The 22949-nt window shown below is 59.0% G+C and carries 22 protein-coding genes; 10 read left to right on the top strand and 12 right to left on the bottom strand.

The genetic code is table 11. The annotated features are described in order from the left end of the window. Positions 1-69: 69 nt before the first annotated feature. Together ACO07N_RS21965 and ACO07N_RS21960 are read right to left on the bottom strand one after the other, a co-directional pair. On the bottom strand, positions 70-786 hold the full coding sequence (locus ACO07N_RS21965) for a CDP-alcohol phosphatidyltransferase family protein (RefSeq protein ID WP_421983070.1): 717 nt from the start codon (positions 784-786) through the stop codon (positions 70-72). 183 nt (positions 787-969) lie between these two features. Continuing rightward, on the bottom strand, positions 970-1884 hold the full coding sequence (locus tag ACO07N_RS21960; protein WP_421983069.1) for a DUF2182 domain-containing protein: 915 nt from the start codon (positions 1882-1884) through the stop codon (positions 970-972). Between the two features lie 200 nt (positions 1885-2084). On the opposite strand from ACO07N_RS21960, the gene ACO07N_RS21955 reads away from it, so the two are divergent. Beyond that, the gene (locus ACO07N_RS21955; protein WP_421983068.1) at positions 2085-3287 is read left to right on the top strand and encodes a UbiH/UbiF family hydroxylase; all 1203 of its coding nucleotides are present in this window, start codon (positions 2085-2087) and stop codon (positions 3285-3287) included. Positions 3288-3329: 42 nt separating this feature from the next. Here the strand turns inward: ACO07N_RS21955 and ACO07N_RS21950 are convergent, their stop codons facing one another. Both ACO07N_RS21950 and ACO07N_RS21945 read right to left on the bottom strand, forming a co-directional pair. Next, positions 3330-3746, bottom strand: coding sequence for a DUF1801 domain-containing protein (locus tag ACO07N_RS21950; protein ID WP_421983067.1), 417 nt, complete (start codon positions 3744-3746; stop codon positions 3330-3332). A 75-nt stretch (positions 3747-3821) separates the two neighbouring features. Next, a complete protein-coding gene (locus ACO07N_RS21945; RefSeq protein WP_421983066.1) occupies positions 3822-4775 on the bottom strand; it encodes an AEC family transporter in 954 nt (317 codons plus the stop codon). 223 nt (positions 4776-4998) lie between these two features. Between ACO07N_RS21945 and ACO07N_RS21940 the strand changes: the two genes are divergently transcribed. The 3 genes from ACO07N_RS21940 to hspQ all read left to right on the top strand — a co-directional run bounded on the left by ACO07N_RS21940 (position 4999) and on the right by hspQ (position 7715). Further along, positions 4999-5964: a lysophospholipid acyltransferase family protein gene (locus ACO07N_RS21940; RefSeq protein WP_421983065.1), complete on the top strand. Its 966-nt coding sequence runs from the start codon at positions 4999-5001 to the stop codon at positions 5962-5964. A gap of 284 nt (positions 5965-6248) precedes the next feature. Further along, complete coding sequence (locus ACO07N_RS21935) at positions 6249-7289, top strand: HpcH/HpaI aldolase/citrate lyase family protein (protein WP_421983064.1); 1041 nt, start codon at positions 6249-6251, stop codon at positions 7287-7289. A 102-nt stretch (positions 7290-7391) separates the two neighbouring features. Continuing rightward, positions 7392-7715, top strand: a complete 324-nt coding sequence (gene hspQ, locus ACO07N_RS21930; protein WP_029065428.1) for a heat shock protein HspQ — start codon at positions 7392-7394, stop codon at positions 7713-7715. Positions 7716-7789: 74 nt separating this feature from the next. Here hspQ and ACO07N_RS21925 read toward each other — a convergent pair whose 3' ends face one another. Next, positions 7790-8401 carry an invasion associated locus B family protein gene (locus tag ACO07N_RS21925; RefSeq protein ID WP_421983063.1) on the bottom strand — a complete coding sequence of 204 codons (612 nt, stop codon included), beginning with the start codon at positions 8399-8401 and terminating at the stop codon, positions 7790-7792. Positions 8402-8667: 266 nt separating this feature from the next. Here ACO07N_RS21925 and ACO07N_RS21920 point away from each other — a divergent pair, with 266 nt between their 5' ends. The 4 genes from ACO07N_RS21920 to ACO07N_RS21905 all read left to right on the top strand — a co-directional run bounded on the left by ACO07N_RS21920 (position 8668) and on the right by ACO07N_RS21905 (position 14356). Beyond that, positions 8668-10539 carry an extracellular solute-binding protein gene (locus ACO07N_RS21920; RefSeq protein ID WP_421983062.1) on the top strand — a complete coding sequence of 624 codons (1872 nt, stop codon included), beginning with the start codon at positions 8668-8670 and terminating at the stop codon, positions 10537-10539. A 24-nt stretch (positions 10540-10563) separates the two neighbouring features. Further along, positions 10564-12195: an AMP-binding protein gene (locus tag ACO07N_RS21915; protein WP_421983061.1), complete on the top strand. Its 1632-nt coding sequence runs from the start codon at positions 10564-10566 to the stop codon at positions 12193-12195. A gap of 116 nt (positions 12196-12311) precedes the next feature. Beyond that, positions 12312-13493, top strand: coding sequence for a hypothetical protein (locus ACO07N_RS21910; RefSeq protein ID WP_421983060.1), 1182 nt, complete (start codon positions 12312-12314; stop codon positions 13491-13493). Between the two features lie 197 nt (positions 13494-13690). After that, a complete protein-coding gene (locus tag ACO07N_RS21905; RefSeq protein ID WP_421983059.1) occupies positions 13691-14356 on the top strand; it encodes a DsbA family oxidoreductase in 666 nt (221 codons plus the stop codon). Between the two features lie 74 nt (positions 14357-14430). Here the strand turns inward: ACO07N_RS21905 and eno are convergent, their stop codons facing one another. Continuing rightward, positions 14431-15705, bottom strand: a complete 1275-nt coding sequence (gene eno / locus ACO07N_RS21900; protein ID WP_421983058.1) for a phosphopyruvate hydratase — start codon at positions 15703-15705, stop codon at positions 14431-14433. 140 nt (positions 15706-15845) lie between these two features. Beyond that, positions 15846-16682 (bottom strand): 3-deoxy-8-phosphooctulonate synthase, encoded by an 837-nt coding sequence (gene kdsA / locus ACO07N_RS21895; protein ID WP_421983057.1) that lies wholly within the window; start codon positions 16680-16682, stop codon positions 15846-15848. Between the two features lie 378 nt (positions 16683-17060). Here kdsA and galU point away from each other — a divergent pair, with 378 nt between their 5' ends. Then, positions 17061-17960, top strand: a complete 900-nt coding sequence (galU, locus tag ACO07N_RS21890; RefSeq protein ID WP_421983056.1) for a UTP--glucose-1-phosphate uridylyltransferase GalU — start codon at positions 17061-17063, stop codon at positions 17958-17960. 427 nt (positions 17961-18387) lie between these two features. After that, the gene (locus ACO07N_RS21885; RefSeq protein ID WP_421983055.1) at positions 18388-18822 is read left to right on the top strand and encodes a DUF4864 domain-containing protein; all 435 of its coding nucleotides are present in this window, start codon (positions 18388-18390) and stop codon (positions 18820-18822) included. 25 nt (positions 18823-18847) lie between these two features. Here ACO07N_RS21885 and tgt read toward each other — a convergent pair whose 3' ends face one another. From tgt to coaD, 5 genes are all read right to left on the bottom strand, one after another. Beyond that, positions 18848-19999, bottom strand: coding sequence for a tRNA guanosine(34) transglycosylase Tgt (tgt, locus tag ACO07N_RS21880; RefSeq protein ID WP_421983054.1), 1152 nt, complete (start codon positions 19997-19999; stop codon positions 18848-18850). After that, positions 19992-21080, bottom strand: a complete 1089-nt coding sequence (gene queA, locus ACO07N_RS21875; RefSeq protein WP_421983053.1) for a tRNA preQ1(34) S-adenosylmethionine ribosyltransferase-isomerase QueA — start codon at positions 21078-21080, stop codon at positions 19992-19994. Before queA ends, tgt begins: the two co-directional genes overlap by 8 nt. Before the next feature lie 175 nt (positions 21081-21255). Beyond that, positions 21256-21729 carry a peptidylprolyl isomerase gene (locus tag ACO07N_RS21870; RefSeq protein ID WP_421983052.1) on the bottom strand — a complete coding sequence of 158 codons (474 nt, stop codon included), beginning with the start codon at positions 21727-21729 and terminating at the stop codon, positions 21256-21258. 40 nt (positions 21730-21769) lie between these two features. Next, the gene (locus tag ACO07N_RS21865) at positions 21770-22309 is read right to left on the bottom strand and encodes a peptidylprolyl isomerase (protein ID WP_421983051.1); all 540 of its coding nucleotides are present in this window, start codon (positions 22307-22309) and stop codon (positions 21770-21772) included. 36 nt (positions 22310-22345) lie between these two features. After that, a complete protein-coding gene (coaD, locus tag ACO07N_RS21860) occupies positions 22346-22852 on the bottom strand; it encodes a pantetheine-phosphate adenylyltransferase (protein WP_421983050.1) in 507 nt (168 codons plus the stop codon). Positions 22853-22949: the final 97 nt, after the last annotated feature.

Below are 22949 nucleotides of genomic sequence, written 5' to 3'. Positions count from 1 at the left end.
CCTCGCATGTGCGTTCGTAAAACGGCACACTAGCGGCATCAGGACGAGCGGAAAAGGCAAATCTGGTGATTAATCAACACGATCCAGCAGTTGCTGAACAGCGGAGACCGAAAACAGGTAGATGCTCGAAACCGTGAAGATCACGGCCAGGCTTCCCTCAAGCGACATGCCGTTGACAATCGCATAGGCCGCCAGTCCCATCCACCCCAGTGTCACGGGCAGGGTGACGATCCGCCAACGGCGGACACGGACGGGATGAACGAAGCGGATCGGAGCGAATGTCAGGGCGCAGCACAGGATCACGATGGCGATCGTGAAGGCCTGGGAGGGAGACAGGACCATCAGGCCGAAAACGACCATGTTCCAGCCCGCCGGGAAGCCCTTGAAAGACCCGTCAGGTGTTTTCATGCCATTGTCGGCGAAATACAGGGCACCGGTGAACACGACCAAGCCGCCGCATATCCAGTTCCACGGCTGGGACAGCATGAAGCTCCACGACAGGGCGAACGCGGGGAGAAAAACGTAAGTCGCATAGTCAATGACGAAGTCGAGCGAGGCGCCGGACCATCTCGGCAGCCGTTCGGCAATGTTGTACCGGCGCGCCAGCGGGCCATCTATGCCGTCGACGAAAAAGGCCAACCCGAGCCAGGCGAACATCTCGGCCCACTTGCCCTGAGCGCCTGCAAGCAGCGCGACCAGGGCGATGGGTGCACCGGACGCTGTCAGCACGTGAATCAGAAACAATGCGGGTTCGGGCGCTGCTTTGCCCGGGGTTACGTCCGTCACGGGATTTCCTCACACTAAATGCAGCACGGCGCCATTTGTTCTATCAGCGGATGATGGGCACCGGTCTTTGTCCCCGATCCGTCTCTGCCTGACCGCGCCCGGGGACTAATATTGCAATCGTATGACAGTGTGAACCGAAAAAACAGCCCCAGTCGCAAATGAGTCGGGCTGCTCACGCCAGGATCAGGCGTAAATCAGCCCGACAAGGAGACCGGCCCACGAGATCAGCCCGGCACCTATCATTTTTGGAAACAGCTTGCTGGGGAACGTCTTTTCAAGCGCCATGATGCCTCCGAGCAGCGCAATCCAGATGATGTTCATCAGGCCGACGGCGAACATCACCGTCATGACTGCCCAGCAACAGCCAAGACAGATCAATCCCTGGGACAGGCCCTCGCCATATCCCGTCACAAGTCCGCGACCGGTCATGTCTTCTGAGAAGTTCCAGCGTGGATACCAGCAGCGCTGCAAACACGCGGCCTTGGCCGGCGTGAACTGGTAAAGACCGGCTGCGAACAGGACGGTCGTTGTCAGCGCAAGGCTCGCCGGTGCCATCATGTCGGTCATACCGCCGGCAACGGAAAGCCCCCATTGGGCGAGTGTCGCGACAAGGGCATATCCCAGCCATATGGTCAGGTACCCGAAAATCGCGGCGACGGACGGAATGAAGGTGCCATCCCGGGATCCGCGTCCGATCCAGGCATGATATGCCTTGAGCATCGGAATGGCTGTCGGGACCATCATCGCCATCGACATCATCGCCCACATCAGGAAAATCCTGATCAGGTCACCGCCGGTCATGTCCACAGACGGCATGCCGAACGTCGCCCCCGCCGGTAGACAGATAACAGCCAGCGCCGCCCGGGCTTCGGCGGATAACCCGCTGAAGATGTTGAAGTGATTGAACACGCCCATGCCCGGTCCGGCCCGGGTCATGTCCATCGCCGGAACCATGTCCGCGACCATGACAAGCAGGTAGCTCCAGCCGGACAGGCTCAGCATTGCCACCACCAGCACCACGAGCGGCCAGCCGCGCTGGCCGAACACGGGATCGGGCCGCTGTTTCAGGTCGTCTTTCTCAGTCGCTGCAGTCGTCATCCGTTCCGTCAATGGCCCGTATCGAAATCCATGGCACCAGGATAGCGGGAAATTCGATGCAGTCTTTGATCTTGCGCATTCGGTGTTCTTCCCGGTGGCGGGAATTTCCGGTCCCGCCCGCCTGCGTGGTTTCGCCCCGTTGATTTTGTGCCGCAAAGCCGCATGTTTGAGGGGCAGAGAGTGAACGACAGGCGAACCAGATGTCAAAACCCGATCAGTCGAATGAGCAGGATGTTGTTGTTGTCGGCGGCGGTCCCTCGGGCCGGATCGCGGCAATCGGCCTGGCGCAGCTTGGCTTGTCCGTTGCACTTGTCGCACCGGTTGCCGGTGGCCAGGACGGCCGTACCACTGCCCTCTGGCAGCAGTCGATTTCCTTCCTGAAGCGCATCGGCGTCTGGGACGACCTGGCGCAGAGCACGGCTCCCCTTGCCAAGATGCGCATGGTGGACGACACCGGCGGGCTCATCAGGGCACCGGAAGTGGTGTTTGATTCGTCCGATCTCGAACTGGAAGAGTTCGGCTTCAATATCCTCAACGATCGGCTCAACGCCGTGCTGGAGGAAAAATGCAGCGCTGAAGAGACGCTGACAGTCTTTCCGGAACAGGCCGTTTCCGTTGAGACGGCATCCGGGCACATTCTTGTCGAAACGGCATCCGGATCGCACATTCGCGCGCGGCTTGCCATCGCGGCCGACGGCCGCAAGTCCATGCTCCGCGACGCGGCAGGGATCGACGTGAAAACGTGGGCCTATCCGCAGGTGGCGGTCGTTCTCAATATTGAACACAGATTGCCGCATAACAGCGTCTCGACGGAGTTTCACACGCCAACGGGGCCGTTCACGCTTGTTCCCCTTCCCGGCAACATGTCATCGATTGTCTGTGTTGAATCGGAAGAAGGTGCCGAGCGGCTCTGTGCGATGAAGGCGGCGGAGCTCGAGATGGAGCTTGAACGCAGGGCGCATTCAATCCTCGGCTCTTTCAAGCTCGCATCGGACGTGAAGAGCTTCCCGCTGAGCGGCATGAGCGCGAGCCGCCTGATCGGCGACAGGATCGCCCTGATCGGCGAGGCCGCCCATGTCTTCCCGCCCATTGGTGCCCAGGGGCTGAACCTTTCGTTGCGCGATATCATCGACCTGACATCGGTTGTCGGGGGAGCCTGCCGCCGAAGCGTCGATCCGGGCGACCGGAGCATCCTGGAGCATTACGAAACAAAGCGCCGGCGCGATATCACGACAAGGACCAACGCCGTCGACATTCTCAACAGGTCGCTGCTGACCCCGTTTCTGCCGGTTCAGGCCGCTCGCGGGCTCGGGATGTACGTCGTCGACAAGGTTGCCCCGCTCAAGAGGTTCCTCATGCGGGAGGGCATGTCCCCGGCATCGGGTTTCCGACGTCCCGGCTGACGCGGGGCCGATGCTGGCGAAAGCCTGGGTGCGGTCCGCACCCTAGCGGCGTGCCTTGTCGAGGTGATACCTCAAGGCCATTGAGACCATCTGGCAGATTTCCGCCTCGGGAAGCGGCTTGTCCGCCGGGAAATGCACGCTTCTGTTTCCGCCGAAGGTGAGATGCGGATAAAGAACGCGCCATTCGGACACCAGCGACGTCTGGCAGTTGACGAAAAGCGCCACGTCCGCGGTGTCCACTCCATCCGCTCCGTCCTTGTCAATGCGAATGGTCGTGCCGGTTTTCGCTCTGACGGTCAGGAAACTCGGCTGACCCCACTTCAGGGTCTCCTGAAGGCGTCCGACCTGCGCATTCTGCTGCGCCGTTTCCAGTATGAGCCGGCGCAAATGCTGCAAGCGATCGCGGACAGGCGACGCGTACCGGCCATAAATCTCGTCGAATTGAGGTGCCTTGTTCATGTGCCTGAAAGTCGCCTCGGGGCTGAAAAGCCATGCGTTATGGAACAGAGAGCTTGTTGCTTCATAAGGCGCTGGTCAACCGATAGGCAGAAAACCGGTTGTGATTGCCCAGATGAAGGCTGTCACCGTGATGATGGAAACCGCTGTGCCGACCAGAACAAAACTCGACGCGCGCTGAACATAGGTTCCGTATTGCTGAGCGATCACGAACACATTCGTTGCCGGCGGCAGGCAGGACATCAAAACGGCGGTCGCGATCCAGGTGGGATCAAACCCGCCGAGCCAAGTGAGCAGCAGGAAAACGAGGAACGGATGCAGCAACAGCTTCACTGCGAGGACGAGCGGAAGCTCGACGGGAACCCTGCCCATCGGCCTGAGGGCAATGCTGACGCCCATGGCAAACAGGGCGCATGGAGCCGCCGCGTTGCTGAGGTAGAGCAAGAGCGTGTTGACCGCCTGCGGCGGACGCAATTCGAATGCCGCGGCCGTCACCCCAGCAATGGTTGCGAGAATGAACGGGTGCGTGAAGATCTTGATGGCAATCTGTTTGAGTGTTCCGGCAATCGACTCGTTCTCGGTTCCCGCCAGCGCCATCAAAAGCGGCGCCAGGGTGAACATCAGCGCATTGTCGAAGGTCAGGATCAGTGCCGTCGGAACGGTGGCCTGCTCGCCCAGAACGGCCAGCGTCAGTCCGGGTCCCATGTAGCCGATATTGGAATAGGCCCCGGCGATGCCCAGGATCGTGGATTCACCGATACTGCCGCGCGTCACGACGACGCCGATGCAGAACGAGACCGCGAAGACGATGTAGGTGGTGAAGGTCGTCGCCGCGATATAGGAGACGTTTGCCAGCTGCTCGAACGGCGTTTCGGACAACAACCGGTAAAACAGAGCCGGAAGCGCCAGATAAATCACGAAGAAATTCATCCAGGCGAGCCCGGACTCGGGCAAACGCCTGATTTTCCCGGCGCCGAAACCCAGAATGATCAAGCCGAAAAAAGGCAGCGCCAGACTTATGACTTCCAGCATTCACTTCCTGTATTCTGACGGGACGACAAGCACGGATCGTTCATCGAAAGAAACTTGCATCTCTCATTGAGCTTGGATATGAACGCTTCACCTGCGGAGTGCGTCGTGTCCCGCATACCAATCAGGTCTGGGCGGGTACCGCAAGGTCTCAATGCCGCCAAAACGACCTGGACAGGCCCCGTGTGCGGACCGGGCAAGACAAAGCGAAAGTGACCGCCCCGAAATGTCGCGAAAACTGAGACAGAGGAAACACCCGAAACGGTTCGCGCTGCAGAACCGGCTGGAAGGCATTGTTCTGAATGTTGCGGTGTTCCTGTTCCGGCTCATTCCGGTCGACGCGGCGTCCTTCCTGATGGGCAAGAGCTGGCGCCTGTTTGCCCCGTTCAATGCCCGCCACAAGCGCGCGCTTGAGCATCTGGAGCATGCCTTCCCGTCCATGAGCGAGCGCGAGCGCGAGCAAACGGTTCGCGGAATGTGGGAGAATCTCGGCCGCGTTGCCGCCGAAACCTTTCATATCGACAGGCTCCTGCAGCAGGATCACCGGTTCGAGGCGACCGGGGACGAAACGACCAACGCCATGCTCGACGGGAAACAGGCCTGCATTCTTGTGTCGTTTCACAGCGGCAACTGGGAACTGTGCGTGCAACCGGTCGTGAGACGCGGCGTCGAGATCACCGGCGTGTACCAGGCCCTTCGAAACCCGGAGGCCGACAAGGTTGTCCGGACCCTGCGCAAGGACCTTTATCGCGGCGGGCTGTTGTCCAAGGGACCGGAGGCGGCCCGCAAGATCCTGGCAACGCTCAAAAGCGGCGGCGTCCTGGCGATGATGGGAGACCTGAGGGAAGCACGCGGTGTTCAGGTCCCGTTTTTCGGCCGCATGGCCTACGCCAACACCGTGCCGGCCTCCCTTGCGAGATCCAGTAATGTGCCGATCGTGCTCGGGCGCGTGGTTCGCACGAAAGGCGTTCACTTCCGCGTCGAGGGACAGGCGATCACGGTCCCGCACACGGACGACCGGCAGGCGGACATACAGGCCGCGACTGCCCGGATGCATGAGATCTTCGAGGGATGGATCAAGGAGCATCCCGAGCAATGGATGTGGATCCACAAGAAATGGGCGCCGCCCGGCAAGAGCCTCCTTCAAAGGCAGGAGACACGGGCTGCGGCGGTGAAGTCCTTCCACGGTTGACCGGAGACCTGCCGTCTTCACCCTTCGGGTAATGGTTGCAGCGCAGCATAGGCGCTATAGCTAGGTGATGGATCCATAAATGAGGCGGAAATGGTTTGAGGCGCAATCCGGTCAAATCCAAAGGACATGGAAATGGCTTCACCCCGTGTCGTCAACGTGCTTGACCGGGCACGAAGCCCGCTCCGCACACCCTTCCTGACGGGATTTCGCCATTTCCCATGCCATTTCAGTCTCATTTATGGGGCCATCACCTAGAGTACGGACAGCAGGAGGAAGCCAGTTTCATGAAAGCGCCCAGTGCATATTACAAGCCACTCGCCATAGGCGCCCCTGCCCCATTCCGCGAAATTCCTGTCCGGCTGGAGCGGATGATCCACTTCGTTCCGCCGCATATCGAGAAGATGCGCGCCAAGGTCCCGGACCTCATCAGCAAGGTCGATGTCGTGCTGGGCAACCTGGAAGACGCCATCCCCGCGGATGCGAAATCGGACGCCCGGTCCGGCTTTATCCAGATGGCGCGCGACAATGATTTCGGCTCGACTGGCCTGTGGACCCGCGTGAACTGCCTCAACAGTCCCTGGTTCCTGGAAGACGTGATGCAGATCGTTCAGTCCGTGGGCGACAAGCTCGATGTCATCATGCTGCCCAAGGTCGAGGGGGCATGGGACATCCACTATCTCGACCAGTTGCTCGCGCAACTGGAGGCGAAAGCCGGCCTGTCCAGGCCGATCCTGATCCACGCGATCCTGGAAACCGCAGAAGGCGTAAAGAACGTCGAACAGATCGCGTCGGCCAGCCCGCGCATGCACGGCATGAGCCTGGGCCCCGCGGATCTGGCCGCCTCGAGGGGCATGAAGACCACACGGGTCGGTGGCGGGCATCCGGACTATGCGGTTCTTTCGGACGAGACCGGCGCGGGCGCCCGCGCGACGTTCCAGCAAGACCTCTGGCACTATACCGTCGCCAAGATGGTCGATGCCTGTCTTTCGAACGGATTGAAGCCCTTTTACGGACCGTTCGGAGACTTTTCCGACCCGCAGGCCTGTGAAAGCCAGTTCCGTAACGCATTTTTGATGGGCTGTCTCGGCGCCTGGTCGCTCCATCCGACACAGATCGAGATTGCCAAACGGGTGTTCTCGCCCGATCCGCAGGAAGTCGCCTTCGCGCGGAAAATACTTGAGGCCATGCCTGACGGTACCGGCGCGGTCATGATTGATGGTAAGATGCAGGATGATGCGACGTGGAAACAGGCAAAGGTCATTGTCGATCTTGCCAGGCTCGTCGCCAGCAAAGACTCCGGCCTTGCGGAGGTATATGGTTTTTAGGAAATCGCAAGGCCTGTTGTGTAGACTTTAATATTACAATGCTTGCAAGCCGGCGGTCGACACGCTATCCCGGCAAGGCATGCAGCAGGCGGACGAGTAACCATGCGAACGGCAAAATTTAGAATAGGTCAGGTCGTCCGGCACCGGATTTACCCTTTCAGGGGCGTGATTTTCGATGTCGATCCGACATTCAGCAACACCGAAGAATGGTGGAATGCCATTCCCGAGGACGTGCGGCCGGTTCGCGACCAACCCTTTTATCACCTGCTGGCGGAAAACGAGGAGACGGAATACGTCGCCTATGTCAGCGAGCAGAACCTGGAACCGGACATGACCGGGGAACCGGTCCGGCATCCGCAGGTGGAAGAAATTTTCGAAGAACAGACAGACGGTTCGTATCTGCCGCGCAGCGTCGAAATTCACTGACGCGCAGCAGACCCCGAATACAAAAAAGGCCGGAACATGCGTTCCGGCCTTTGTTGTTTGCAGAGCCTGCTGCGTTACTGAGAGGCCTTCTGGGCGTCGATCAGTTTCTGGCGGGCATCGTCGGCTTTCTTCTGCAGTTCGCTCTGCAGTTCTTCCTGACGCTTCTGCAGTTCGGCAAGATCCATCGGCTCACCGTCGTAAACCTTGGTAAAGCCGATCAGGGTCATCTTGAAGACGATTTCCTTAGCCTGCTGGTTATAAGGCGAAACGCGCATCTCGCCGCCCTGCTTCATGGCGTTGATGAATGTGTCGTCAATCGCAAGCTCGGCGTAGCAGGCGTTCGGTGCGCAGATGCTGTACTTGGCCTGAACGGGCTTGCTGTCGTCGATCTGGATGCGCAGGCCCGGCTGGATGAGCACTCCGGTGGGAACAGCCACCAGAAGCTTTTTCCGTGCCTCACCCTCGGTTTCCTGGATTGCGATGTTGCTCAGGAACTGACCCGTGTTCGTGCGCAACTCAATCGAAATGAAGCAGATTTCCTTCTGCGTCTGCGGATTGGTGTTGCATGCCTTCGTCCAAGGGCTCTTGTCTTCCTGAGCGATTGCAGGAGCAGCTGCAAAAGAAGACACCGCTACGAATGCAGCCGCAGCGCATCCGAACAATCCTCTTTTCAAAACACTCGTCATTGAAACGTCCTCAATCGTGCTTATGCGAATTCTTTGCGTTGTTCTGAGGCATTCCGGAAACATCCGCAAGGCCCGTTCGAACAATTGATCCGTGAATTGCATGGTAAGGCACCCAATTAGGGCAAGAGGGTGGCCGATTTGCAACGCAAGGCTCCAGTTCGATTCAAATCTGTATATCTGTGTCTTTGTGGCTGGTGCGTGGCGCGCTCAGGGCAAGCTTATGCTAGGCTCCGGGGTGAGAATCAAAGGGATCTCCGGTGATGGTTATGCGTATTCTTGACGTCGTCTGGACCGTAAAAAGCGTTTTGCGCAAGTCAAAAGGCGCCTTTGTCCTGTCTCTGGCGGCAGTATTCCTGTTTGCCAACCAGGTTTCGGCGTCCGACGAGGACGTGCCGTGGACGCACGCGATTTCGATGCATGGGTCGCCTGCCCTGGCTCCCGGTGAGCCCTTTCCCTATGCCAATCCGGATGCGCCGAAGGGCGGGACAATCAGCCTCGGCGTTCAAGGCACATTCGACAGTCTGAACTCGTTCATTGTTCAGGGTGGATGGACATCGGCGCGCGGCATGAGGGAGCGTCAGTTCGGCAACAATATCCTGGAAAGCCTCATGGTGCGATCCTATGCCGAGCCGTTTTCCCTCTACGGGCTGATCGCGCAACGGGTGCGCATGCCGGAAAGCCGGGAATGGATCGAATTCGAACTCAATCCGGACGCAAAGTTCTCCGACGGGTCCCCAGTCACGGTGGATGATATCGTCTTTTCGCTCGACATCATCCGGGACAAGGGACGGCCGCCCTACCGGAACTGGTACGGCGCGATTGTCGACAAGGTGATCACACCGCCGAACCGCATCAAGCTGGTGTTCGAAAACGGCGACAACCGGGAACTTCCGTTGCTGATTTCGCTTGCGCCGATTTTCTCCAAGAAACACACGGATGCGGAGAATTTCGACAAGTCGTCGCTGACGCCGCCTGTCGGCTCCGGTCCCTATACGTTCAAGACCATCCAGCCCGGCAGGCTCGTCGTTTACGAGAAGAACCCGGACTATTGGGCCAAGGATCTTGCCGTCAAAGCCGGCTTCGACAATTTCGACGAGATACGCATTGAATATTTCAGGGACGAAACCTCCCTGCAGGAGGCGTTCAAGAAGGGGCTCGTGAATGCCCTGCAGTTCCGCGACCCTGCGCGTTGGGCCAAGGGCTTCGATTTCCCCGCCGCCAAAGACGGCGACGTGGTGCAGATGTCCATTCCCAGAGGCGTTCCGGCGCCGATGCAGGGCATTGCATTCAACACCCGGCGCAACCAGTTCGCAGACGCCGGCGTCCGCAAGGCCCTGCGGATGCTGTTCGACTTCAACTGGGTGAACCGCAATCTCTACTACGACCTGTTCACCCGCACGGCCGGGTACTGGGACAATTCCGAACTCTCCTCGATCGGGCGCCCAGCCAGCGCGCGGGAGCGCGAGTTGCTGGTGCCCTATCCGGATGCCGTTGATGCCGACGTCATGGAAGGTACCTGGAGACCGGCGGATGCAGATGGTTCCGGACGTGACCGGAAGGTTTTGCGGGCCGCCCTGTCGGAATTGAACAATGCGGGTTATGCGCTCAAGGACCGGAAACTCGTCAACGAGACGACCGGAGAACAGCTGGCGTTTGAAATCCTGGCAAAGAATGAAGACGAAGAGAAACTCGCCCTCGCCTATATCAGGACCGTCGAGCTTCTGGGGATCGCCGCGACCGTGCGCAGTGTCGACGCTTCCCAGTTCGAGGAACGCCGCACGAAACGGGATTTCGACATGGTATTCAACACCTGGTACGCGTCGCTTTCACCCGGCGCCGAGCAATACGGGCGCTGGGGCTCCAAGGCGGCGGACACCGAGGGCTCGTTCAACTTCGTGGGCGCCAAGGAACCTGCCATCGACGCGCTTATCGATAAGATCGTGGGTGCCCGCAGCCGTGAAGAGTTTGTCGATGCGGTCCGGGCGTTCGACCGGGTTCTGATCTCGGGCGCTTACGCGGTCCCGCTTTATCACGTTTCCGATGACTGGGTGGCGCACTGGACGAAGGTGTCACCGCCGGAACAACACTCTCTCTACGGCCACGAGTTCGACACGTGGTGGACTTCGGCAACGCAATAATCGGACCAACGGACGAAGGAAAACATGAAAGTCACGAAAGAACACCTTGCCAAGGAGTATCATGAAAGCGGAGCCTGGTCCGATTTGCCGCTTGATGAACTCTTTCGCAGAACGGCTGCAGAACATCCCGATCGGCTTGCCCTGGTTGACGCGCCGGACCGGGCGACCTGGACAGGCGGCGACCCGCGCAGCCTGACCTATGCCGAGGCTGACCATGAAATCGACCGGCTCGCCGCGTTCTACAACACGGTCGGCCTGTCTTCAGATCATGTCATCGGGATCCAGGCGCCGAACACCGTCGATACGGTCATAGCCTTTCTGGCAGCGTTGCGGGCAGATCTCATCGTTTCACCCCTGCCCCTCCACTGGCGGCAGAAGAACGTTCTCGAGGCGTTGAATTCCATTGGTGCCAAAGGCTTCATTGCCGCAGACCGGATTGAAACGCGGGACGTGGGCACAGCGGCGCGCGACGTCGCCGGCGATCTGTTTGCGCTGCGGTTCGTGTTCGGGCTCGGCAAGGATGTGCCGGACGGGCTGATTGAACTTGCGCCGATGCTGGCGGAGATGGGTGACGGGCTCACCTTCGAGCCTCAGGAGCGCCCTGATCCGGCCGATCATACGGCAACGATCTGCTGGAGCCGGAGCGGCGAGGAAAACGTACCGGTAAGCCGATGCCACAACCACTGGATTTCGGCTGCGCAGATGGTGATCAGCGAGGCGGACCTCCAGGATGGCAGCACGATCCTGGTTCCCTATTCGCTCAGCGGCCTGACCGGGCTGGGCGGTGGACTTGTTCCCTTTCTGGCGACGGGCAGCACGCTACATCTGCATCATCCGACATCGCTCGCCAACCTGGCGACGCATGCCAACGATGTCGGCGCCGATGTCGTGATGACACCCGGCCCGCTGGCGCAGACGCTCGACCGAAAGCTCACCAACCCGGATACAACGATCCTGGCAGCCTGGAACATTTCCTCGCCGCACCCGAACACATTCGTTGCTAAGCGTCCCCTCGTCGATGTTCATGTTGCCGACGAGTTTGCGCTTGTTGCCAAGGCCAGGGGGCCGTCCGCCAAGGTCAAGGCAACCGCCTTGGGAAAGCATGACGGGCCGAACGGGTGTGAAAGCGGGCCAGCCCTACTAGAAGTCGCGGTGACGGAGGAGATCGAGGCACGCCTGCCAACGCTCCTCGTCAAGGGTCCCATGGTCCCGGAGATCGGCTGGCGCACTGTCAACGGCGACCAGAGACGGGTCCGCTGGGAGGGCACAGGCTTCCTCAACACGAACATCAAGGTCGAACTCGTGGAGGACGGCATTTCCGGTTTTGGTATTCCGGGCGCCTATGCGCTGGGAACCGGCAATCTCGAGACCATCGACGTCATCTACTCAAGCTATCCGGGAACGCGAGAAGCGGCTGCCTTTGTCGTGGAAGATCCGGTTCTGGGATCGAGACTCTACGCGGCAATCGTGCCCGACACCGCAACCGTACCGGATGCGGCCTCGTTTTTTGCGTATCTCGATGCCGAAGGGGTAGATCTCGCCAAGATACCGCACCGGGTCCTGATCCTTCAGTCGCTGCCGCGCAACCCGGACGGCACGATTTTCCGGGAAAAACTCACGATGCGGACGCAGAGGCTGCCGGCTGCGGTGGCATGAACGTGTAATCGAACACGACGCAACCTCCCGGACATCTGCAGGTTGATCGAATCCGTGTAGTAAGGGCATCATGTGTCACATGAACGAGCATCAGGTGCTCTAGGTGGGGACTGGGCATGGACTATGAAACGTCGCTTTCGTGGCGTGGACCTTATTGGTATGCAGGACGGCGGCCCAAGCGGAACAGCAACGGCGACGCACCGGAAGATCTGGATGTTTCGCTCCTGAACATGTTCGAACGGAATGCCGTACCGCCGACTGCGCTTCCCGCGGCCGTCGTGATCGACATGGACCGTCTTGATGACCACGAACCGGCGGGTTTTCTCGACTGGCTGTTTCCTCATATCAAGGCCCTGCCTTGCGACGTCCCGGTTTACGTTCTGACCGATGGCGGCAGCAGTCTGCCGCAAGATGTTCAGGCCACTGCGATCATTGACCGCGTGGTTCCCGATGACGTCCTGCTGATGCTCATCTGCATTCATCAGCGTGCGCTGATGCGGTCCGAAGAAGCGCAGCTGCGGCGCAAGATCTTTGGCCGGATTCCCGGTTTCGGGTCAGCACCCCACCATACGGGCAGCAGCAGCCTGATGGTGGTCGGCCTGAGTGGCCGCTTTCTCGAATGGCAGGATGCCAGCAACGAGAAAGTGGAGGTTGTCGGTGCCTTCGACGGCAAGATGGCGGTCGAATACATGTCCATGCGCGCATTTGATGCCGTTGTCATAGATGCCGCGTTTGAAGATGCAATCGACTACATCCGGCAGATCAGAAGAGACGCCAGATTTGCAGGCCTTCCGGTGCTCGCCGTTTGCGAAGACGAGGAAGACTCGGCGCTGTTGTTTCGAAACGGCGCATCGGATGTGATCATCGGACAAAACTGCAAGGAAACGCTGACACAACGCATGATAACCGCCCTTCGTTTCGGCAAGAGGCGGCGGCTGGCTGACAGGATTCTTGCCGAAAGCCAGATGTGGCTGCGTCAACAGATCAACGATGGCGGTCTCGGAAGCGAGTACTACGCCAATTATCTAAAGACCTGCAGCGATGCCCTCGCGGCACGTGGTCTGGATCTTTGGGAAATGCGCCTGGAGCCGCAGAGCTTCGGCATCGAGGTCACGTCCGAAACCGATCTCGATGAAATCTACACCACCTTGCTGTCGATTGCCGATGCAACCAGCCGCGACGAGGATCTGGTCTGCCTGGTCAAGGATCTCGGTCCGGTCGCGGTCCTGAAAAATCAGGCCGGCACCGTGCGGCTGCAAAAGCGCATAAGCTCGATCCTGACACATACCGTCCGGTAGCACCGTTTGACCGCAGCGGTCGGCCATGACCCGGATTTCGGGTTTGCCGGGCGCCGCTTTTGCCTGCTCGCCGGATATGGGCTGCCTTGATACCATTTGTGAGAGCGCAGCGCGCAAATGGGTCCTTGTGTAAAAACGAACTTGGCATTCGGGCCCAAATCACTAGGGTACGGACAAAAGAACAAATCGGGTCTGATATGAACGAAACCGCTCCGCTTACCGTAGACGTCGTCTCCGACGTCATGTGTCCCTGGTGTTTTATCGGCAAGAGACGGCTTGAGGCGGCTCTCAAATCCGTCCCGCAGCTGAATGTCGAGGTGCGCTGGCATCCGTTCCAGCTGGATGCGACCTTGCCGAAGTCCGGCAAGGACCGGCAGCAGTATCTGAACGACAAGTTCGGTGGTGCGGCAAATGCCGCTTCCGTCTACGAGCGGATCAGGGAGGCCGGTGCACAGGAAGGCATTCCGTTTGCCTTCGAGGACATCAAGCTTTCACCGAACACGCTTGATTGCCATCGCCTTGTCCTCTGGTCACGCGCCGACAATGTCCAGAGCGATGTGGTGGAACGGCTGTTCAAGGCCTATTTCCTGGACGGAGAGGACCTGACACAGGCCGAGACGCTCGTGCGGATCTCGGAAGAAGCCGGGATGGAGTCAGATCTGGTTGAACAGCTTCTGGAAACGGAGACCGATCTGGACAAGACGGAAGCACAAATCGCAAAGGCGCAGGAATCCGGAATTACCGGTGTGCCCTGCTTCATCATCGACGGGCGGTTCGTGCTTGCCGGCGCGGAAAGAGCCGAAACGATCGCGGCTGCCCTGATGCATGCCGAAGAGACGCGCTCCGACCCGGACGCCACGTGATTTCGATTTACCGCTAACCAAAAACAAAACCCCGCCTTTCAGCGGGGTTTTTTCGCATTCTACGACGACGGGTCTCAACCCTTGAGGATCGAACGTCCCGCGTAGACGGCCTGGGGACCGAGTTCTTCCTCGATGCGGATCAGCTGGTTGTATTTCGCGAGCCTGTCGGAGCGGGCCAGCGACCCGGTCTTGATCTGACCGCAGTTCGTCGCAACCGCCAGATCGGCAATTGTTGAATCTTCCGTTTCGCCGGAACGGTGCGACATGACCGCCGTATAGGCAGCCTTGTGCGCGGTTTCCACGGCGTCCAGGGTTTCGGACAGCGTACCGATCTGGTTGACCTTGATCAGAATGGAATTGGCGACGCCAAGGTCGATACCCTTGCGCAGGCGCTCCGAATTGGTCACGAACAGGTCGTCGCCGACGAGCTGGCACGTGTTGCCGATCAGGTCCGTGGTTGCCTTCCAGCCGTCCCAGTCGTCTTCCGCGAGACCATCCTCGATGGAAATGATGGGATACCGGGAAGCGAGATCGCCGAGATACTGCGCCATTTCTTCGGGAGCGAGCGACCGTCCCTCACCTTCGAGAACATACTTGCCGTCCTTGAAGAACTCGGTAGAGGCCGCATCAAGCGCCAGATAAACGTCTTCACCCGGCTTGTAGCCGGCGGTCTCGATGGCCTTCATCACGAAACCGATGGCGGCATCGGTCGATTCAAGGTTCGGGGCGAAGCCGCCTTCGTCACCGACATTCGTGTTGTGACCGGCCGCATTCAACGCCTTTTTCAGCGTGTGAAAGATCTCGGTGCCCATGCGAACCGCCTCACCGAGCGTGTCAGCTCCCACGGGCATGATCATGAATTCCTGGAAATCGATCGGGTTGTCGGCATGTGCGCCGCCATTGATGATGTTCATCATCGGAACCGGCAGGGTTCTCGCAGAGGTGCCGCCGACATAGCGGTAGAGCGGCAGGCCGGAAGCCTGTGCCGCAGCCCGGGCGACTGCAAGCGAAACGCCGAGGATCGCGTTTGCGCCGAGACGCGCCTTGTTGCTCGTCCCGTCCAGGTCGATCATGGCCTGGTCGATCTGCAGCTGATCCTCCGCATCAAGCCCTCCGACCGTCTCGAAGATCTCGCCGTTGACCGCTTCAACGGCCTTGAGAACGCCCTTGCCCATGTAGCGGTCACCGCCATCGCGAAGTTCGACGGCTTCGTGTGCGCCCGTGGAGGCACCCGACGGGACCGCGGCGCGGCCAAAAGACCCGTCTTCAAGAAAGACGTCGACTTCGACGGTCGGATTTCCCCGGCTGTCGAAAATCTGGCGTCCGACGATATCGATAATGGCGGTCATGGAATAACTCCCTTGTCGCATGGACATTTATTGGCATCCGCCGATGAAGTACCGGCGCGTATGGGGCCGCGAATTCGGCTATTGGGCTGGAGATGCGCTCCAGTAATCTGAGTTCTGGCCAGGCGGGCTTCGTCCCGTTCCTAAGCTTTCGTCTTGATGACGGTGTCGATCGCCTTCAGCTGCCGGAGCAAGGCCTCTAGGTCCTTCAGCGGAACCATGTTCGGTCCGTCCGACGGTGCCTTGTCCGGGTCCGGGTGCGTTTCAATGAACAAGCCGGCGACACCGGCCGCGACCGCGGCGCGCGACAGCACGGGTACCATCGTCCGGTCACCACCGGTCGAGCCGCCCTGCCCGCCCGGCTGTTGAACGGAATGGGTGGCATCGAAGACGACGGGGGCCCCTGTCTGCGCCATGATCGGCAGTGCGCGCATGTCGCTCACAAGCGTGTTGTAACCGAAGCTGGCGCCCCGCTCCGTCAAAAGAACGTTGGGGTTTCCCGAACCGGTGACCTTCGAAAGAACATTCTTCATGTCCCAGGGGGCGAGAAACTGGCCCTTCTTGACATTGACGACCTTGCCCGTGTGCGCAGCGGCCACCAGGAGATCGGTCTGCCGGCAGAGAAACGCCGGGATCTGCAGGATGTCGACAACCTCTCCCACCGGTGCGCACTGGTCGGCAGCGTGGACGTCGGTCACGACAGGCAGTCCGAAGCGTTCCCTGACCTCGGCAAATATCGGCAGGGCTTCTTTCATGCCGATGCCGCGTCCGCCGGTCAGCGACGTGCGGTTGGCCTTGTCGAAGGAGGTCTTGTAGACCGTCGCAATCCCGACTCGCTCGGAAATTTCCTTGATGGCAGCCGCGCATTCGAGCGCATGGTCGCGACTTTCGAGGGCACATGGACCGGCGATGAGACCAAAAGCCGCATCGTTGCTGAACGTAACGTTTCCAACCTGAATTTCCCGGTTCGCCTCAGTCATTCTCAACCTTGCTCAAAAGGACGGCTCCGCACGTGCCCGTATCAACATAAACAGGCCCGCACCGATTTCGCGTGTTCCATAGCGCTCTTTTGAGAAAGCTGCAACCGTCTGTTTTCTGCAATTCCTCAGGCTTATTAAATCGATTAAAAAGGCGGCTTGCGCGAATATATTTATGTCGCAATTTTCGGGTATCGATACACATATGTGGCTCTGCAAGAGCCTGGTATCGATTTGATCTAGAAATTTAACCGCGATGCAATTCTTCGAGATTACAATGCGATATATACCCACTCAGAACCCTGAGTTTATTGTCTGTTTCGTTCTTTCATGAACAGATTGATGCGACTTTGAGTGTCAGTAAGCGTGAGAAGGCTCCACATGAACAAACCCATTCGCAAAGCAGTGCTTCCTGTCGCTGGGCTCGGTACGAGGTTTTTGCCGGCCACCAAGGCGGTTCCGAAGGAAATGTTGACGATCGTGGATCGGCCTATCATCCAATATGTGGTCGATGAGGCGCGGGCTGCCGGAATTGAGCACATTGCTTTCGTCACGGGACGCAACAAGCACGTCATCGAAGACCATTTCGACATGGCCTATGAGCTCGAGGACACGCTGAAGGCGCGGAACAAGACCGAGGCGCTCGAACTGCTCGAGAAACACCGGCCGCAACCCGGATCCACCAGCTTCACCCGTCAGCAGGCACCGCTCGGTCTCGGCCACGCAATCTGGTGCGCGCGTGACATTATCGGCGATGAACCGTTTGCCATTCTTCTTCCCGATGTGATCATCAAGTCGAAAGTCAGCTGCCTGAAGCAAATGGTTGACCTTTATGATCAAACCGGCGGCAACATCATCGCCGTCGAGGAAATTCCGGAAGACCAGACACACCAGTACGGCATTGTCGAGCTCGCCGAGCGGATCAACACGGTTTCCAGCGAAATCTCGAACATGGTCGAGAAACCGGCGCCGGGCACAGCGCCGTCCAACTTGATGATCACCGGCCGTTACATTCTTCAACCCGAAATCTTCGATTTGCTTTCGGCGCAAGGGCAAGGTGCCGGCGGCGAGATACAGCTGACCGACAGCATGATTTCGCTCATGTCCCAGCAGAAGTTCGCCTCCCTGAAATTTGAGGGACGGAGCTATGACTGCGGTAGCAAGTTCGGGTTCCTCAGCGCCAATGTCGCCTTTGGAATGGACGATCCGAAACTCGCGGATGACCTGGTCCCCTTCATGAGAGACGTACTCCAGGGGCAGCGCCAGGTCGCTGCAGAGTAGACTTCTCAGGTCAGGCTCCGGACCAGACCCACGCAAGATTGAAGCCGGTTCGCAAGGTGAACCGGCTTTTTTCGTCCTCTGGCCTGTTGCCGTTTGGCTGATCCGTATTTTTTACAGGCCTTTTGCGTTCAAGTCGGCACGCAACCGGTTGACCGGCGGAAAGAATAAGCGGCCGTCTATTCCAGTCATAATGCACCAATAGACCATAGCGGGTGTTTTGTTCGGTGGCATTCGTTGTTGATATTATTGGATTTATTCACGCTAACAGTGGTATTGCCCGCAGGCAAAACGACAAGATCCCTTCTTCTCGAAGCGAATGCCGTGCGTTTTTCTGTCGCTTGGGCAGTGGACAGCACCTGGATCACCCGATCCGCTTGGGCGATTACGCCGTATACTTGGTCATGATCCAGCAAAGGAGACAACGACCATGGTGCGTTTCAATTTCCTGAAGTCCCTGGCCGGCTTGAGTGTTGCCGGACTGCTTATGGCGGGGTCCGCGGCAGCGGACGAGACACTTGATGCCAGCGCCTTTCAGGGCATCATCAAGGATCAGATGAGCGCATTTGCCGCCGGAAATGCCCAGGCGGCGTTCTCGTTTGCCACGAATTCCCTGCAGCAGAAATTTCAGAGCCCGGAAATCTTCATGCAGATGGTCAAGCAGGGATATCAGCCGGTTTACCGACCGCAAAGCGTGACGTTCGGTCAATCGAAGATGACCAAACTCGGTCCGACACAGGAGGTCTATGTCGTCGGTCCGAAGGGCAAGAACTGGCTCGCTCTCTACAGCTTCGAGCAGCAGGAAGACGGGTCCTGGCGGATTTCCGGGTGCTACCTGACCAAGTCCGACGGTTTTGCCGCCTGACTGTGACTTGGTTCGTCAGCAGTGATCAAACGGGCGCGATGTCTCCACGCGCCCAGTTTTCCTTTGTTTCGGCGTAAAAGTCGGCAAACCGGCCTTCCTCTATGGCGTCGCGCATGCCTTTCATGAGCCGCTGGTAGTAGGCGATGTTGTTCCACGTCAGCAACATGCCCGCCAAGCCTTCCCCCGCGCGTACGAGATGATGAAGATAAGCGCGGCTGTAGGTGTTTGCAGCCGGGCAGTCGCTCGCTTCATCAAGGGGGCGCGGATCATCCTGATGCCGTGCGTTTTTCAGGTTGACCTTGCCGAATTTCGTATAGGCCAGTCCGTGACGGCCGGCGCGTGTGGGCATGACGCAGTCAAACTGGTCAATCCCGCGTTTGACACTTTCCAGCAGGTCGTCGGGCGTTCCCACTCCCATGAGATAGCGTGGCTTGTCGGCGGGCATCACGGGCGTGGTGATGTCCAGCATGGCCAGCATTACGTCCTGCGGTTCTCCAACCGCCAGGCCACCGACCGAGTAGCCTTCGAAGGGAAGTTTTCCAAGTTCTTCCGCCGAGCGGATGCGCAGGTCCCGCTGATCACCGCCCTGCACGATGCCGTAAAGCCCCTGCCCCTTCTGCGGTCCTTGCATCGCTTCAAACTGTGTGCGTGAGCGTTCCGCCCATCGCAGGGACAGTTCCATCGCCCGTTGCACTTCTTCCCTCGGGCTCGGAAGCCGGATGCATTCATCGAGTTGCATCTGGATGTCGGATCCGAGAAGGCCCTGGATCTCGACCGACCGCTCCGGCGTCAGGTGATATTTGCGGCCATCTATGTGGCTCTGGAAGCGCACGCCTTCCTCGTCAAGCTTGCGCAGTTGAGCGAGTGACATGACCTGAAAGCCACCGCTATCGGTCAGGATCGTGTGCGGCCAGTTCATGAACTTGTGCAGCCCCCCGAGGGCGTGGACCCTTTCGGCGGTCGGGCGAAGCATCAAGTGGTAGGTGTTTCCGAGAACCACATCGGCGCCGGTTTCGCGGACCTGGCCCGGGTACATTGCCTTGACCGTGCCTTGTGTGCCCACCGGCATGAATGCCGGCGTGCGAACGGTGCCGTGCGGTGTCGTTATCTCACCGCGCCGGGCCGTGCCATCTGTTGCCAGAAGTTTGAAATCGAACGTTTTTTTCTGCTCAGACATCGCGATCGGTCTCGCTCCGTTTTGCGGGAAAAAGGAGTGATGAATCCCCGTAGCTGTAGAACCTGTACTCGTTCGCGATCGCATGCGCATAGGCAGCCCGCATCGTATCCAGTCCGGACAAGGCCGACACCAGCATGAACAGCGTCGAGCGCGGCAAATGGAAGTTGGTCATCAAGGCGTCGATTGCCTTGAACTCGTAGCCGGGCGTGATGAAGATCGACGTTTCATCGGCGAACGGCTGGATCGACCCATCGGCTTGCGCAGCACTCTCGAGAATCCTGAGTGACGTCGTTCCAACGCTCACGACCCTGTTGCCGCGCGCCTTGACCTGCCGAAGGGCTGCAGCCGTCTTTTCAGACACCTCGCCCCACTCGGCGTGCATCTTGTGGTCGTCCGTATCGTCCGCTTTGACGGGAAGGAATGTTCCCGCACCGACATGGAGCGTCACGATATGCTGCTCAATTCCGCGCTCCTCGAGCGCTTCCAGCAATTGAGGCGTGAAGTGCAGGCCGGCGGTCGGTGCGGCGACGGCCCCGTCCTTTGCGGCGAAAATGGTCTGGTAATCTTGTTTGTCCTGCGCATCTTCCGCGCGCTTTTGCGCGATATAGGGCGGCAGAGGAACATGGCCGACGGAGGCGATCGCGGTATCCAGATCCGGTCCGGCAGCCTCGAAACACAACAGGATTTCGCCCGCTTCGGACTTTTCCGCGACCCTTGCCGACAGTCTTGCCCCTGCCCTTTCAAATTCCACGACGTCGTCAATCTGCAGCTTTTTCGCAGGGCGGGCAAAGGCGCGCCATTGATCAGGGGCGCAGCGCATGTGCAAGGTTACGCTGATGCCCGCCGAAACATCGCCTCTCAGGCGCCGGCCTTCGAGCTGGGCGGGAATGACTTTCGTGTCGTTGAATACCAGAGCGTCGCCCGGCTCCAGAAGCATCGGCAGGTCCCGGACACCCATGTCCGAGAAAACAGTGCGTTCGCTGGGACGAACCACGAGCATGCGCGCGGCGTCGCGAGGCTTTGCAGGGCGCAAGGCGATGCGTTCGTTGGGAAGCTCGAAGTCGAAGTCGTCGACGCGCATGGCGTTCAGGTCAATCCGGTGTTTGCTGCGTTGATCAGGCTGTTGCGGTCAGGTCTCTGCCGTTCCGGCGCTCTTATCGCCGTGGCAGGGCAAGGTCAACTGCCGGGAACAGCACATAAAACAAAACAGCGCAGACGAGGTGTCTGCGCTGCCGAATGGGTGTCATCTGCGCCGATCAGGAAGCGTCGGCCGCGACTTTCAGGGATACGATGTTGTCCGGGTCGACGACCGGTTCGCCGCGCTTGATCTTGTCGACGTTATCCATGCCTTCGACCACTTCGCCCCAGACGGTGTACTGCCCGTCGAGCCAGGGGGCGTCCGTAAAGCAGATGAAGAACTGGCTGTCGCCGGAATTCGGGTCCATCGCGCGCGCCATGGAGCAGGTGCCGCGGACGTGCTTGTGGTTGCTGAACTCGGCCTTCAGTTTCTGGCCCGAGCCGCCGGTTCCGGTTCCCTGCGGGCAGCCGGTCTGTGCCATGAATCCGTCGATGACCCGATGGAAAACGATGCCGTCGTAAAACCCCTCGCGCACAAGCTCCTTGATCCTGGAAACATGTCCGGGTGCAAGGTCGGGTTTCATTTCGATGACGATGGGTCCCTGGCTCGTTTCCATGAGAAGGGTATTTTCGGCATCCTTGATTTCAGCCATGTCTGACTCCTTGGGTCTCTAGATCGGGGCTTGTTCTGATTTATTGTGCGTCTGCTGCGACTTGCATCTTGACGATCTTGTCCGGATTCGCGGGCGGTTCGCCGCGCGTGATATTGTCGATAAATTGCATTCCGTCAACGACTTCGCCGAAGACCGTGTATTTGCCGTTCAGCCAGTCGCCATCGTTGAACATGATGAAGAACTGGGAATTGGCACTGTTCGGGCTGGCTGCACGGGCCATGCCGAGCGTGCCTCTGCGGAAGGGAGCGCTGTTGAATTCGGCTGCAAGGTCCGGTTCGTTGGAACCGCCACGGCCGGTGCCGGTCGGATCGCCGGTCTGTGCCATGAAATTGTCGATCACCCGGTGAAAAACGACCCCGTCGTAAAACCCTTCGCGGGTGAGTTTCTTGATGCGTTCAACGTGTTGCGGAGCCAGGTCGGGGCGCAGCTGAATGGTGACACGACCATCCTTGAGGTCCAGAAAGAGCGTGTTTTCAGGATCCTTGACCTGGGCATTTGCCAAGGCGGGGAGAATGGCGATCGACGCCAGAACGGCGAAAACTGCAAGTAGTCGTGACACAGGAAGCTCCTAAAGTTCAGATCAGGGAAATTGTCATCAGCCTTGTGGACGCGAAACGCGGCGAAGCGGTGACGCAACCGGTTCAGGCACAAATTCGGAAATTTCACCGCCCATCTTCGCGATTTGCCTGACCAAGGTGGCGGTGATGTGGCGCACCGAAGGAGACGCCGGCAGGAAAACCGTCTTTATGTTCGGCGCAAGGGTGCCGTTCATGCCGGCCATTTGCATTTCGTAATCCAGGTCGGTGCCGTCCCGCAGTCCGCGAACCAGGCAGATCGCCCCCTGCTCCCGCGCCGTGTTGACGACCAGGTCGGAAAAGGAAATCACATCAATGCGTTCGGCCTCTTCCTTCGAAAATTCAGCCTGCGCAGAGGCGTGGATCAGTTCCTGCCGTTCGTCAAAGGAAAACAGGGGCTTTTTTCCAGGATGGATCCCGATGGCAACGACAACCTTGTCGGCCAGGGCAAGCGACTGACGCAAAATGTCCATATGGCCATTGGTTACGGGGTCGAAGGAACCCGGGTAAAGCGCGATACGTGTCATGGCCCACTGCATACTCCGCCAACCGGCACCTCACAAGAAAAACCCTCAAATTCGGCATTTTTCCAATTCGGGCATATTTTGTGATCGCCGTCACATC

This window comes from Roseibium sp. (genome assembly GCF_965229775.1).
Taxonomy (GTDB): domain Bacteria; phylum Pseudomonadota; class Alphaproteobacteria; order Rhizobiales; family Stappiaceae; genus Roseibium.
Note: the sequence above shows the minus strand (reverse complement) of the source record. Positions and strands in the feature narration are given on the sequence as shown.

Excerpts from the sequence above, each read along its gene's own strand:
- ACO07N_RS21960 (WP_421983069.1), bottom strand. The coding sequence starts at position 1,884 with ATGACGACTGCAGCGACTGAGAAAGACGACCTGAAACAGCGGCCCGAT.
- ACO07N_RS21955 (WP_421983068.1), top strand. The coding sequence starts at position 2,085 with ATGTCAAAACCCGATCAGTCGAATGAGCAGGATGTTGTTGTTGTCGGC.
- ACO07N_RS21950 (WP_421983067.1), bottom strand. The coding sequence starts at position 3,746 with ATGAACAAGGCACCTCAATTCGACGAGATTTATGGCCGGTACGCGTCG.
- ACO07N_RS21945 (WP_421983066.1), bottom strand. The coding sequence starts at position 4,775 with ATGCTGGAAGTCATAAGTCTGGCGCTGCCTTTTTTCGGCTTGATCATT.
- ACO07N_RS21940 (WP_421983065.1), top strand. The coding sequence starts at position 4,999 with ATGTCGCGAAAACTGAGACAGAGGAAACACCCGAAACGGTTCGCGCTG.
- ACO07N_RS21935 (WP_421983064.1), top strand. The coding sequence starts at position 6,249 with ATGAAAGCGCCCAGTGCATATTACAAGCCACTCGCCATAGGCGCCCCT.
- hspQ (WP_029065428.1), top strand. The coding sequence starts at position 7,392 with ATGCGAACGGCAAAATTTAGAATAGGTCAGGTCGTCCGGCACCGGATT.
- ACO07N_RS21925 (WP_421983063.1), bottom strand. The coding sequence starts at position 8,401 with ATGACGAGTGTTTTGAAAAGAGGATTGTTCGGATGCGCTGCGGCTGCA.
- ACO07N_RS21920 (WP_421983062.1), top strand. The coding sequence starts at position 8,668 with ATGCGTATTCTTGACGTCGTCTGGACCGTAAAAAGCGTTTTGCGCAAG.
- ACO07N_RS21915 (WP_421983061.1), top strand. The coding sequence starts at position 10,564 with ATGAAAGTCACGAAAGAACACCTTGCCAAGGAGTATCATGAAAGCGGA.
- ACO07N_RS21910 (WP_421983060.1), top strand. The coding sequence starts at position 12,312 with ATGGACTATGAAACGTCGCTTTCGTGGCGTGGACCTTATTGGTATGCA.
- ACO07N_RS21905 (WP_421983059.1), top strand. The coding sequence starts at position 13,691 with ATGAACGAAACCGCTCCGCTTACCGTAGACGTCGTCTCCGACGTCATG.
- eno (WP_421983058.1), bottom strand. The coding sequence starts at position 15,705 with ATGACCGCCATTATCGATATCGTCGGACGCCAGATTTTCGACAGCCGG.
- kdsA (WP_421983057.1), bottom strand. The coding sequence starts at position 16,682 with ATGACTGAGGCGAACCGGGAAATTCAGGTTGGAAACGTTACGTTCAGC.
- galU (WP_421983056.1), top strand. The coding sequence starts at position 17,061 with ATGAACAAACCCATTCGCAAAGCAGTGCTTCCTGTCGCTGGGCTCGGT.
- ACO07N_RS21885 (WP_421983055.1), top strand. The coding sequence starts at position 18,388 with ATGGTGCGTTTCAATTTCCTGAAGTCCCTGGCCGGCTTGAGTGTTGCC.
- tgt (WP_421983054.1), bottom strand. The coding sequence starts at position 19,999 with ATGTCTGAGCAGAAAAAAACGTTCGATTTCAAACTTCTGGCAACAGAT.
- queA (WP_421983053.1), bottom strand. The coding sequence starts at position 21,080 with ATGCGCGTCGACGACTTCGACTTCGAGCTTCCCAACGAACGCATCGCC.
- ACO07N_RS21870 (WP_421983052.1), bottom strand. The coding sequence starts at position 21,729 with ATGGCTGAAATCAAGGATGCCGAAAATACCCTTCTCATGGAAACGAGC.
- coaD (WP_421983050.1), bottom strand. The coding sequence starts at position 22,852 with ATGACACGTATCGCGCTTTACCCGGGTTCCTTCGACCCCGTAACCAAT.